This is a genomic window from Sphingomonas sp. UYAg733 (assembly GCF_054057355.1).
In genome coordinates this window covers 351,557-363,156 of record NZ_JBSRZE010000001.1, presented here as the reverse complement: position 1 = coordinate 363,156, position 11,600 = coordinate 351,557, and the positions used below count along the sequence as shown (strand labels likewise).

Annotated in this window: 13 protein-coding genes; 6 read left to right on the top strand and 7 right to left on the bottom strand. The window is 64.2% G+C overall.

Annotation, left to right across the window (positions count from 1 at the left end):
* The first annotated feature begins 28 nt into the window (after positions 1–28).
* On the top strand, positions 29–967 hold the full coding sequence (locus ACVWZA_RS01930) for a retropepsin-like aspartic protease (protein ID WP_457309460.1): 939 nt from the start codon (positions 29–31) through the stop codon (positions 965–967).
* Between the two features lie 22 nt (positions 968–989).
* The gene (locus ACVWZA_RS01925) at positions 990–2,402 is read left to right on the top strand and encodes a M20/M25/M40 family metallo-hydrolase (protein WP_457309459.1); all 1,413 of its coding nucleotides are present in this window, start codon (positions 990–992) and stop codon (positions 2,400–2,402) included.
* Positions 2,403–2,453: 51 nt separating this feature from the next.
* On the opposite strand, the gene ACVWZA_RS01920 is transcribed toward ACVWZA_RS01925, so the two are convergent.
* The 4 genes from ACVWZA_RS01920 to ACVWZA_RS01905 form a co-directional block, all read right to left on the bottom strand.
* Complete coding sequence (locus ACVWZA_RS01920) at positions 2,454–2,927, bottom strand: retropepsin-like aspartic protease family protein (protein ID WP_457309458.1); 474 nt, start codon at positions 2,925–2,927, stop codon at positions 2,454–2,456.
* Between the two features lie 79 nt (positions 2,928–3,006).
* Positions 3,007–3,606, bottom strand: a complete 600-nt coding sequence (locus ACVWZA_RS01915; protein ID WP_457309457.1) for a hypothetical protein — start codon at positions 3,604–3,606, stop codon at positions 3,007–3,009.
* A 2-nt stretch (positions 3,607–3,608) separates the two neighbouring features.
* Complete coding sequence (gene ispG, locus ACVWZA_RS01910; RefSeq protein WP_457309456.1) at positions 3,609–4,727, bottom strand: flavodoxin-dependent (E)-4-hydroxy-3-methylbut-2-enyl-diphosphate synthase; 1,119 nt, start codon at positions 4,725–4,727, stop codon at positions 3,609–3,611.
* 58 nt (positions 4,728–4,785) lie between these two features.
* Entirely contained in the window at positions 4,786–5,901 is a 1,116-nt protein-coding gene (locus tag ACVWZA_RS01905; protein WP_457309455.1) for a DUF3089 domain-containing protein, read from the bottom strand.
* Between the two features lie 73 nt (positions 5,902–5,974).
* Here ACVWZA_RS01905 and ACVWZA_RS01900 point away from each other — a divergent pair, with 73 nt between their 5' ends.
* Positions 5,975–7,162 (top strand): acyltransferase family protein, encoded by a 1,188-nt coding sequence (locus tag ACVWZA_RS01900; RefSeq protein ID WP_457309454.1) that lies wholly within the window; start codon positions 5,975–5,977, stop codon positions 7,160–7,162.
* Here the strand turns inward: ACVWZA_RS01900 and ACVWZA_RS01895 are convergent.
* Positions 7,116–7,955 (bottom strand): LytTR family transcriptional regulator DNA-binding domain-containing protein, encoded by an 840-nt coding sequence (locus ACVWZA_RS01895; protein ID WP_457309453.1) that lies wholly within the window; start codon positions 7,953–7,955, stop codon positions 7,116–7,118. The two genes, ACVWZA_RS01900 and ACVWZA_RS01895, sit on opposite strands and share 47 nt — an antisense overlap.
* A gap of 95 nt (positions 7,956–8,050) precedes the next feature.
* Between ACVWZA_RS01895 and ACVWZA_RS01890 the strand changes: the two genes are divergently transcribed.
* The 3 genes from ACVWZA_RS01890 to ACVWZA_RS01880 all read left to right on the top strand — a co-directional run bounded on the left by ACVWZA_RS01890 (position 8,051) and on the right by ACVWZA_RS01880 (position 11,110).
* A complete protein-coding gene (locus tag ACVWZA_RS01890) occupies positions 8,051–9,226 on the top strand; it encodes an acyltransferase family protein (RefSeq protein ID WP_457309452.1) in 1,176 nt (391 codons plus the stop codon).
* Positions 9,227–9,249: 23 nt separating this feature from the next.
* Positions 9,250–10,200, top strand: a complete 951-nt coding sequence (locus ACVWZA_RS01885; RefSeq protein ID WP_457309451.1) for an isoaspartyl peptidase/L-asparaginase family protein — start codon at positions 9,250–9,252, stop codon at positions 10,198–10,200.
* A gap of 64 nt (positions 10,201–10,264) precedes the next feature.
* Positions 10,265–11,110, top strand: coding sequence for a S1/P1 nuclease (locus ACVWZA_RS01880; protein ID WP_457309450.1), 846 nt, complete (start codon positions 10,265–10,267; stop codon positions 11,108–11,110).
* Here the strand turns inward: ACVWZA_RS01880 and ACVWZA_RS01875 are convergent.
* Together ACVWZA_RS01875 and ACVWZA_RS01870 are read right to left on the bottom strand one after the other, a co-directional pair.
* Positions 11,107–11,382 (bottom strand): hypothetical protein, encoded by a 276-nt coding sequence (locus ACVWZA_RS01875; RefSeq protein ID WP_457309449.1) that lies wholly within the window; start codon positions 11,380–11,382, stop codon positions 11,107–11,109. The two genes, ACVWZA_RS01880 and ACVWZA_RS01875, sit on opposite strands and share 4 nt — an antisense overlap.
* A complete protein-coding gene (locus ACVWZA_RS01870; RefSeq protein WP_457309448.1) occupies positions 11,382–11,594 on the bottom strand; it encodes a toxin-antitoxin system HicB family antitoxin in 213 nt (70 codons plus the stop codon). The genes ACVWZA_RS01875 and ACVWZA_RS01870 overlap by 1 nt, the downstream gene beginning before the upstream one ends.
* Positions 11,595–11,600 lie beyond the last annotated feature (6 nt).

The window sequence follows — 11,600 nt, the reverse complement described above, 5'->3', positions numbered from 1 at the left end:
TTCGGCCATGCACGGCTCGCTTTCTCTTTTGACGATTGCGCTGCTGACCGCGGGCGCCACACCGATCGCCGATCAGGCCAGTCGCCCGCAGCCCGAAGCAACACCAGCGCCCGTGCTGACCTTCGGTGCCGCAAACAATGGCCGAATGACCGTTCCCGTTCAGATCGGCGGTCAGGGTCCGTTCGAGTTTGTCATCGATACCGGCGCAGAACGCTCAGTCGTGTCGCGGGAGTTGGCCGCGTCGCTTAAACTCCCGCGCGGCCGGCCGGTGCGCATTTTCGGCTTCGGCGGCGTGGCGGCGGTTGACACGGTGGTCGTCCCCGCACTGTCGGTCAGTACGCTGGGTACGACCACGATGGAGGCTCCGGCGCTGGCGAGCAGCAACCTCGGCGCGCGCGGCATGCTCGGGATCGACGCGTTGAAGGGCCATCGCATTTCGATCGACTTCAATCGCAAGCAAATGACCCTGACGCCGTCGAACAAACGCCGGCTCGGCGGCAGGATCGTCGTGCACGCGAATGATTATGCGGGCCAGCTGATCGTGACCGACGCCACCTATGCGGGCAAACCCATCTCGGTCATCGTAGATACCGGCTCGCCCGTCACGGTGGGTAACAGCGCGATGATGCGCCTGACCAAGACCCGCCTGCGGCCGATCGGCCCGATATCGGTGATCTCGGTGACCGGCCAGTCGTTCGACGCCAATTATGTCACGACCGACGGCCTTAATATCGGCGGCGTCCGTTTCGACAATGTGCCGCTGGCGTTCGCCGATGCGCCGCCATTCGACCGGTTCGGCCTGCGCGATAAGCCGGCGCTGATCCTGGGCATGAGCTCGCTCAAGCTGTTCCGCCGCGTCGAGATCGATTTCGCAAATCGCGAAATATTATTTACCTTGCCAAGCCCACCACTGCTGCGGAGTGCCTGCCGCGCATGGTTGAACTGCAACACGTACGGGGCCCGATGATCGCCCCGGAAAAGGGGTTATCATGACGGGACTGATCGGGCGTGTGGTTGCTGTATTGCTGATCACGGGCGGCGTGCAACCGCTCGCTGCGACCGCCCAGACGCTGTCCCCCGACCAGCAGCGCTTCTTCGATCTCTACAAGGAACTGGTCGAAACCAACACGACGCTGTCGTCGGGCAGCTGTACCCAAGCATCGGCACAGATCGCGACGCGGTTGAAAGCTGCGGGGTATACCGACCAGGACATCACCTTGTTCTCGGTGCCCGACCATCCCAAGGATGGCGGCATCGTCGCGATCCTGCCCGGTAGCGACAAGAAGCTGAGGCCGATGCTGCTGCTCGGCCATCTCGACGTGGTCGAAGCCAAGCGCGAGGACTGGATCCGCGATCCCTTCAAGCTGACCGAAGAGGATGGCTATTATTATTCGCGCGGTACGGTCGACGACAAGGGTATGTCGGCGATCTGGGCCGACAGTATGATCCGCTTCAAGACCGGCGGATATAAGCCCAGGCGCACGATCAAGCTGGCACTGACCTGCGGCGAGGAAACGACCTTTGCCTGGAACGGCGCGCAGTGGCTGGCCGCCAACAAGCCCGACCTGATCGCCGCCGAATTCGTGCTCAACGAAGGTGGCGGCGGGCGCTCGGATGCCAAAGGCAAGCCAGAGGTTTTGGCAATCCAGGTCGGCGAAAAAGCGGCGCAGAATTATACGTTCGCGACAACCAATCCCGGCGGACACAGCTCGCAGCCGGTGCCCGACAATGCGATCTATGAACTGGCCGACGCGATCGAGGCGGTGCGCGGGTATGAATTCCCGATCAAGTTCACCGATACGACGCGAGCCTTTTTCTCGGCCACGGCGCAGTCGGTGCCGGGGCCGATGGGCGACGCGATCAAGCGCCTGCTCGCCAACCCTAACGATGCCGAGGCCGACAAGATCGTCAGCCGCGACAAAACGATGCATTCGACGCTGCGCACGACTTGCGTCGCAACGCTGCTTGCCGCCGGCCATGCCGAAAACGCCCTGCCGCAGCGGGCGACCGCCAACATCAATTGCCGCGTCTTTCCCGGCGAAACGGTCGAGGCGACACTCGCCAAGCTGACTGAACTGGCTGGCCCCAAGGTCAAGGTGACGATGAACATGCCGGTTCGCCCGACCGCCGTGCCGCCACCGCTCGACCCCAAGATCCTCGGTCCGGCCAAGACGATCGCGGCCAAACATTTCCCTGGCGTGCCGATGCTGCCGCTGATGTCCACCGGCGCGACCGACGGCATCTTCTTCCAGGCGATTGGTATCCCGGTTTACGGCGTGCCCGGCATCTTCGTCGATCCCGATTTCAACGGCATCCACGGGCTGAACGAGCGGATCCGGGTCAAGTCCCTCTATGACGGCCGCGCGTACCTGTACGATCTGGTCAAGGCTTATGCGGGCTAGAGTTCGGCCCTGGAGTCTTTCCGGGTTTAGACGACGTAAGTCGGAAAGACCCTAGCGCAGGGTCATCTTGTCGCCGGCGATCTGCACATTTTGCATCCGGCGCAGATAGGTATGGCCGAGCAGCGACATGTCGCTGCCCTCCAGTACCACGGCGCGAACATCGGTCGCTCGCTTGCCGTCGAGCACGATGTCAGCGATCCGCACCTCTTGCCCGCGCACATCGCCCGACGCGCCGCGCCCGACCACCTGGAACAGTGACGGGTCGAACGCGACATGCGCGCGCTTCGCGTCCTCGACCGTTAGCGCGACCGTATCTGCGCCGGTATCGACGACGAAGCGGATCGGCTCGTCATTGACGTCGACGACCGCGAGGAAATGCCCGCCGGGACTGCGGTCGAGCACCGTCTCCACCGGCACGTCGCCCACCGGTTGCGCCACCAGTGCGGCAGCGGCCCTGGGCTTGGCCGGGATGGCTAGGCCGATGACGATGCCCGTTAAGGCCATCAGGGCAAGCGCGATCTTCATGCTACCTGCCTTAGCGGTGGGACGTTAGGTTCGGGCTAAGAGCTATGGCAAACGATGTACTAATGCCTGAAGCCAGCCGTCACCGATCGAAGAGTCGGGCGAACCAGCCCCGCTTGTCGACCGTCGATCTATCCGTAACTGTTGCGGCACTTTCAGCTGCAGTGAAATGGGGCACTCCCCAATCGAATTCTATCAGGTCATGGCGAAAGCCGCATAGCCTGCGTGCCATCTCGATCGGGGCATCAAACATATAGTCAACCTGCCCTGGCTCAGCCCGGTCTGCCTCAACTTGCAGTGCGCGATGTTGATCGACAATATCCTGAAATTCCGCGGGATATTCACCTTGGATGTCGCGATCCGCAGGGTTATCGGCGTTGGCGTCATGGCCAGCAAACCAATAGGTGTCTCGGCTGAAATAGTTGACCGACGAAACCATCGCAGTCTCATTTACCCAGCAGCTCACGACTGGTCGGCGCTGCGAAATCGGCTGACAGATGGCAATACGGGCAAATGTCGGATCATTCGACCAGAGCACGCTCCAGCCCGTGGGTAGTTCAGCCACCGAGAAGTCGGCCTCATTAGCTTCATCGCGGCGTTCCGTATCGACGAGCTGAAAATGCTTCAACAAGTCCGCCTTGCGCATGTCCTTCGCGGCTAACCAAGAAATTCGAAAGCCCATTACTAAGCCGCCGCGCGCGCCTCATCCGCCGCGTCGATCTCGGCCGCCTTGGCCTCGACCAGCTTGACGATATGTTCGAGCATGTCGGCGCTCGATACGGTGTGGTCGGTGACGCCCGACAGATAGACCATATGCTTGCCGTTGCCCCCGCCGGTCAGGCCGATATCGGTCTCACGCGCTTCACCCGGGCCATTGACGACGCAGCCGAGCACCGACAGCGACATCGGCGTGCGGATATGCTGGAGCCGTTCCTCCAGCGCCTGTACCGTGCGGATCACATCGAAGCCCTGGCGCGCACAACTCGGGCAGGAAATGACGCGAACCCCGCGGTTGCGGATGCCGAGGCTCTTGAGGATTTCGAAGCCAACGCGCACTTCCTCTTCCGGCTCGGCCGAGAGCGAGACGCGGATCGTGTCGCCGATGCCGTACCAGAGCAGCGAGCCGATCCCGATCGCGCTCTTCACCGTGCCGCCGACAAACCCGCCCGCTTCGGTGATGCCGAGATGCAGTGGGCAATCGACCACTTCGGCAAGCTGCTGATAGGCGGCGACCGCGAGAAACAGGTCGGACGCCTTCACCGCGACCTTGAATTCGTGGAAATCATGATCCTGCAGCAGCTTGATATGGTCGAGCGCGGATTCGACCAGCGCCTCGGGGCACGGCTCGCCATATTTTTCGAGCAAGTCCTTTTCCAGGCTGCCGGCATTGACGCCGATGCGGATCGCGCAGCCATTGGCCTTGGCCGCATTGACCACCTCGCGCACCCGCTCCGAGGAGCCGATATTGCCCGGGTTGATGCGCAGGCATGCAGCGCCGGCATCGGCGGCCTCCAGCGCGCGTTTATAATGGAAATGGATATCGGCGACGATCGGCACGCGGCTGGCGCGCACGATCTGCTTCAAGGCGGCGGTGCTCTCGACATCGGGGCAGGACACGCGGATGATATCGACGCCGGCGTCCTCGCAACGGCGAATCTGGTCGATCGTTGCGCGCGGGTCGCTGGTCGGCGTGTTGGTCATCGTCTGCACCGTCACCGGCGCATCGCCACCAACGGGAACATTCCCGACCATGATCTGGCGGCTCTTGCGGCGGGTGATGTCGCGCCACGGACGAAGGGACATTGGGATTCCTCGGGGTGTCTTCCCGCCTCCTATAGCGTGACCGCGAGTGTGGAGGAACCTATTGCTTCCAAAAGGCCCCAACCCGCACGACCGCGTTTTCGCGCAGGTTCATATAGGCGATGTTGTAATCGACATTATGAAAATTGCCGAGCGGGATCATCAGGTCGGTATAAGCCTTGCCCGGCGGCGAGACGTACAACGCACCGTCGCGCATCCGGCCCGATACCAGCCCCGGCACCGGAGCGGCCGGCGTAGCGCCCGCGCCATGGATCCAGCTGCCCTTATCCATCGTCTTGGGCGCCATCGCGTCGCCGCTGCTCCAGTTGAACGGGTTGATCCCGGCATAGGGCCTGATCTTCGTTTCGGGCGTATATTTCGATTGCCGCCCGATATTCACGCGCTGCAACGACGCGTTGCGGCCTTGCGCATAGGTCGACCAGGTGACCACGCAGCCGGTGTCGAACGCCTGGGTGCAAGCGCGCACGTCGCGCAGACCCTTGAACCAGTCCTTCTCGATCCAGGTGCCGATCAGATAGGCCGCGATCATCCGCCGCGCGAGCGGCTTGCCGTCGATCTCGCGCTCGATCAGCAACCGGCCGAGCCGCGATCCCTGGCTGTGCCCGGCGATGATGAACGGCCGGCCCTTGTTGTGATTGGCGAGGAAGTAGCGAAAGGCGCGCGCGACATCGCCATATGCGAGCTCGGTCGCCGCTTCGCTGTTGGCCGACCATTTGATGTAACCACCAAGCGTCATCTGACGGTAGCGCGGCGCATAGATCGCACAGCAGCCGTTGAATACGCTTGCCTGTCCGCGGATCGTCGTATCCTCGATTTTGCGGTTGAGCGCGACGTCGCCGACATCGGCGTTCCATTGCGTCCGGCTCATCAGCACGGTCGGATAGATGAAGAACACATCGGCATCCGCGCTGCGCTGGTCGATGCCGGTCACGCCGCGCGGGGTGACATCGGCCTCGTCGCGCGCCGTCGGCAGCGCGGCCCAGTTCGACGCCCTTGCATAATCCGGCGCGGGCGGTGCCCTGCGCGGGTCGAATGGGAATGGCGGTGGCTGGTTGTTGCGCGCGATCTTCAGCGCCTGGCCGATCTGCGATATCGCCGGTGTCGCCGCCCCCGCGGCGAGTAGCCCCGCCAGTCCGACCCAGCCGCCGATCCGCATCGCCCGTCCTAACCTTTTGGTGATTGGACCCCCGCTATAACAGACCGACCCACTATTATGAAGTTGAACGAGTTTGATAAAAGGCGGCCGCCATTACGGGCTCGATTGGCTGCGCGTCGCTGCGTTCGGCCTGCTGATCCTGTATCATATCGGCATGGTCTTCGCGCCATGGGACTGGGTGGTGAAATCCGCCCAGACCTATCCGCAGCTTATCGTGCCAATGGCGCTGCTCACGCCGTGGCGCCTGCCGTTGCTGTTCGCGGTGTCGGGTTACGCATCACGCAAGCTGTTCGAGAAGTCACCCTCGGTGCGCGGCTTTGTGCGTTCGCGCAGCGCGCGCCTGCTGATCCCGCTGGTCTTCGCAATGGTCTTCATCGTGCCGCCGGAAATGTGGGTGCGGGTAATGGAGAAGGGCTATCCGCTCGGCTTCTTGCATTTCTGGTCGCATGATTATTGGCGGGTCGGCACCTTCTACGAACGCAGTTTCCCGAGCGTCGAGCATCTGTGGTTCGTCGAATATCTCTGGGCCTATACGATGCTGCTCGCGGGGCTGCTCGGCTGGCTCGGCAGCGATGGCGCGGCGCGGCTGCAGCGCTGGTTCGAATGGCTCAGCCGCGGCCACCGCATCTTGTGGGCGCCGATCGCCCTGGTCGTCATGCTGAAGCTGGCGCTGCTGTTCGTCGTGCCGGAGAAACAGGGCCTGTTCACCGACTGGGCCGGCCATTCCCATTATGTGCCGATCTTCCTGTTCGGCTTCGCGCTCGGCGGCTCGCAACTGCTGTGGGCGCCGATCGCGCGTCACTGGCGGCTCGCGGCGCTGATCGCATTGCTCTCCGGCACGATCGTCGTCGGGTTCGAACTGGCCTATCAGGCGCATGAGATGCCTTCGCATCTGATGATGGCGCTCGATCGATCGGCGCAGCTGGTCATGGCGTGGAGCATGATCGTGACGTTGCTCCACATCGCCGAGACATATTGGAACCGCGACCATCCATGGCGCGCGACCCTGGGTGAGGCGGTGTTCCCGTTCTACATCATCCATCATCCGGTGATCGTCGTGACGGCGTGGTTTACGCTGCCGCTTGGCCTTGCGCCATGGACCGAGTTCGCGCTGCTGTTCGGCGCCACCGCATCGGCCTGTCTCGGTTTCTATCTGGTCGGGCGCGAGATCAACTGGCTGCGGCCGCTGATCGGGTTGCGCGCACGGCCGCGGATCAGGCCTGTACCCCTGTCCGGAAGCGTCGGCTCCCCCGCACGCTGATGCCGCTCGCCAGTTCGACGGTGAAGTCGCCGCTGCGATCGGTCTCGACCCGCCGGATCGCGGCGCGGCGCACGATGCGGCTGCGATGGATGCGCACGAAAGCGTCGCCCAGCGCCTGTTCGACCATGGCCAGCGTCGCGCGGTGGAGCAGGACGCGCGAACCCCACATGACCTCGACATAATTGCCCGCGGCGACCAGCTGGTCGATCTCGGCGACCGGCACCTGATGCGTGACGCTGCCGTCCGTCACCGCGAGGAACGAAATGCCCAATGCCGGCGCCGGCGGTCCCGCGCCGATCGTCGCCAGCAGCCACTGCGCGATCGCCGCCAGGCCGATCCATTGCAGGTAAGTGCCGACATCCTTGCGGTATTCGTAGAGCAGCGGGTTCGGCATGTTACCGAAGAAATGATAGGTCTGCCCCTCGAGCGCGTAGAACGACTTGCGCAGCGCGACCATCAACCCGATGTGCCAGGCCGATGCCGGCACGCTCGCCAGCGCCAGGATCAGCGCGACCTGTGCCCAGGAGAAGCGCGGCGGCCGGACCTTGGCGATCATGTACCAGACGGCCGGCGCGAGGCTGAGCCAGGCGATGATGCTCGACACTTCCCACACCCACACATGGGTGCGGGTCACAGCGATGCCCGCTGCGGCGAAATCGGTCATCATCGATTCGGCGTTGGCGATCATGATCGCGGCCACGGTGAGTGCGAAACCGGCGGCAAGCAGCAGCGCGAGCCGCCGCCGCGCCCCGCTTGCCCCGACATTCCCGCCGCTCGTCCCGCCGTCCGCCACGCTCGTCCCCTGCCTGCAGCCACCCGCCCCTCCCCGATACCGGGAGAGCGCGCTGCTCGCTAGCCAGCGCCATCTTACGCGTTAAAGGGACTGAGATGGAACGGCATTACGGACTGGACTGGCTTCGGATCGGCGCATTCGGGCTGCTCATCTTTTACCATATCGGCATGATCTTCGTGCCGTGGGATTTCCATGTGAAGACCGCCGACCCAATGGATTGGGTGGCGATTCCGATGCTCGCGACCAATAGCTGGCGGCTGCTGCTGCTGTTTGTGGTGTCGGGCTATGCCAGCCGCGCGCTGTTGATGAAGGGCGGCGGCACAGGAGCATTCGCCGGATCGCGAAGCAAGCGGCTGCTGATCCCTCTACTGTTCGGCATGATTGTGGTCATCCCGCTTCAGCCCTGGGCGGAACTGGCCAGCAAGCACGGCTATGCCGGCAGCCTGTGGAGCTTCTGGCTGCACGACTATTTTCGCTTCGGCAAACTCAACGGCATTGACCTGCCGACCTGGCAGCATCTGTGGTTCGTCGTCTATCTCTGGGTCTACACCATGGCGCTGGCGCTCGGCGCCGCCTTGATCGGGGCGCTGCTCAGCCGACTCAAGCTGCAAGTCGTGTTCGACCGCATCTTCGGTGGGATTGGCGCATGGCTGATCCCGACCGCATGGCTGATTCTCGTCGCGGCCTGGCTGTTTCCCGGCGCGCGCGAGACGCATGCGCTGTTCGGCGACTGGGTTGCCCATGCACAATATCTGCCGGGTTTCCTGTTCGGCTTCGCGCTCGCCGGGTCGAAACCGACCTTTGCCGCGATCGGCCGATGGTGGCGCCCCGCAGCGGTGGCGGCGGTGATCGGCTACGCCGTGGCCGCATCGATCGAGTGGCGCTGGCCCGGTAGCGCGATGCCGTCCTGGCCTTACGGCCAGGTCTTCTCCTGGGCGCGCGCGATCCAGGGGTGGAGCACGATCATCGCACTGATCGGCTTTGCCGACAGCCATTGGAACCGCGACCATCCGTGGCGCGTGACGCTGACCGAAGCGGTGTTCCCCTTCTACATCATCCATCAGACGATCATCGTCGGGGTCGAATTCGCGCTGTTGCCCTTCCATCTGCCGCCGGGCGTCGAGTTCGTCATCCTGGTGACGACCACTGTCGCCGGATGCTGGGCCTTTTATCTGATCGGACGCGAAGTGGGGTGGCTGCGACCGCTGATCGGGTTGCGGGCTAGGGTGGCGCGACCGGTATCATCTGATACCAGACCCGCGACCATCTGACCCTCCGATACCGGAACCCGATCATGCCCGAACCCGTTCCCGACCCCATTTCAGATCGGCGCTGGACGCTGATGATCCATGGCGGGGCGGGTATGATGACCCGCGACCGGCTGACGCCCGCGCAGGACGCCGGCATCCGCGCAGGGCTTGCCGAGGCGCTCGATGCCGGGTCAGCGATACTCGGCAGTGGTGGGTCGGCGCTTGATGCAGTGGCCGCGGCGGTGCGCGTGCTTGAAGACGATGAGCATTTCAACGCGGGGCGGGGCGCGGCGCTGAGCTTCGACGGCGTGGCCGAACTGGACGCTGCGATCATGGACGGACGCGACCGGCGCGCGGGCGCGGTGGCTGGCATCACCGCGACGCGTCACCCGGTCGATCTGGCGCAGGCGGTGATGGTGGACGGGCGGCACGTGTTGTTGTCGGGCACCGGCGCCGATGCCTTCTCGATCGATGCGGGACTCGAACAGGTCGGTCAGGACTGGTTCGCCCTGCCCGAAAGACGCCGGCAGCTGGACGAGCTCAAATCGCGCGGCGGCGGCGCGTTCGACGTGGACATGAAATACGGCACGGTCGGTGCCGTCGCATGCGATGTGCGCGGCCATGTTGCGGCGGCGACCTCGACCGGCGGCGTGACCGGCAAACGCTGGGGCCGGGTCGGCGATTCGCCGCTGATCGGCGCAGGCACCTATGCCGACGACCGCGCCTGTGCGGTGTCGGCGACCGGCGCGGGCGAGTTCTTCATCCGCGCCGGCGTCGCGCACGAAATCTGCGCCCGGGTCCGGCTGAGCGGCGAAACCGTACAGGGTGCGGCCGACGCGGTGCTGGCCGATGTCCGTGAGCTGGGCGGCACCGGTGGCGTGATCGTCGCCGCGCCAAATGGCGACCTCGCATGGAGTTTTATCACCGCGGGCATGAACCGGGCGCGCGCGACATCGGACGGCGCACGATCGCTCGCAATCTATGGCGACGAGTAACGGCACGCATGATCACAATGCCCCAACTCTTGTTCGGGGGAACGAGAGGAGTAGAGCGGCGCCCATGAATCGTGTCATCCCCGCCCTGCTCGCCTTGTTCGCGGCCACCATCGCGGCACCCGTTTCAGCCTATTGGGAATATGGTCATGAGACGGTCGCCTCGATCGGCTATCGCAATGCCAAACCCAAGACCCGAGCCGCCATCGACCAGATCCTGCGCCATGCACAGCTGCTTGAGACTCCGACGTGCCCCGCCATGACGATCGAGCAGGCCAGCGTGTGGGCCGACTGCATCAAGACGCTGGGTCCACGCTTCAGCTACACGTCCAGCTGGCATTATCAGAATGTCGATGTGTGCAAGCCGTTCGACCTGAAATCGGCATGCCGCGACGGCAATTGCGTCTCGGCGCAGATCGAGCGCGACCTGAAATTGCTCAAGGACAAGAAGCTGCCGATGCGCGAGCGCGTCCAGGCACTGGCGTTCCTGATCCATTTCATGGGCGATTTGCACCAGCCGCTCCATGCCGGCGACCGTGGCGATCTCGGCGGCAACAAGGTGACCGCCGCTTATGGCTCCTATGCGCCCGAACGGCTCAACCTGCATGCGATCTGGGACGGCTATCTCGCCGAGCGTGCGATCTCCACCCCGCCATCGCTGTTACGGCGCTATTCGCCGGAGGAGAAAATGCCGATCCAGGCGGGCAGTGTCGAGGATTGGAGCCGGGAGAGCTGGCAGGTCGCGCATGACGCGACCTATGCCACCGCGCTCGGCGGCGATGCCTGCGGCCCGGTGCCGACACGCGCCAAACTCGACCAGGCGACGATCGGGAAGCTGGTGCCCACCGCGCGACTCGAGATCGAGCGCGGCGGATTGCGGCTGGCACGGTTGCTTGACGAGGCGTTTGGCTAGGGATTTGGCTCCCAGCGCCAGCGCCAGCGCCAGTCACCATCGGTCTTACGCCAGGTGATGACGATCATCGCGGCGGTCAGCGCGATGCCGACAAGGATGCCCGGAACGGCACCTGGCAACCAGTTGAGCATCGCCAGCATCGCCACGACGTAACCCAGCATCACGACCCAGCCCTGCCAGTTCACTGGCGTCGCGCCATAGCCGAACAGCCTGGGCGCGAACCAATATCCCTCGCGTATGCGGTAGGCGCGTTTGATCGATTCGACATTCATCACGCTTCTCCTTCGATTTGCTTTGGTGGCCGTCCGCGACGCGCGGCGACCGGCGCCTCCAGCTTCACCCCGCGCCGCGCCAGCGCCTCGCGCAGCAAGCATTCAAGCTCTGCGTTGACGCTGCGCAGGTCGCTCGCCGCCGCGCGCTCGATCGCCGCGTGAAGCGCGGGGTCGAGGCGCAACGGGAACGCTTTTTTGGAAGGGGGCGTCACGCGGCG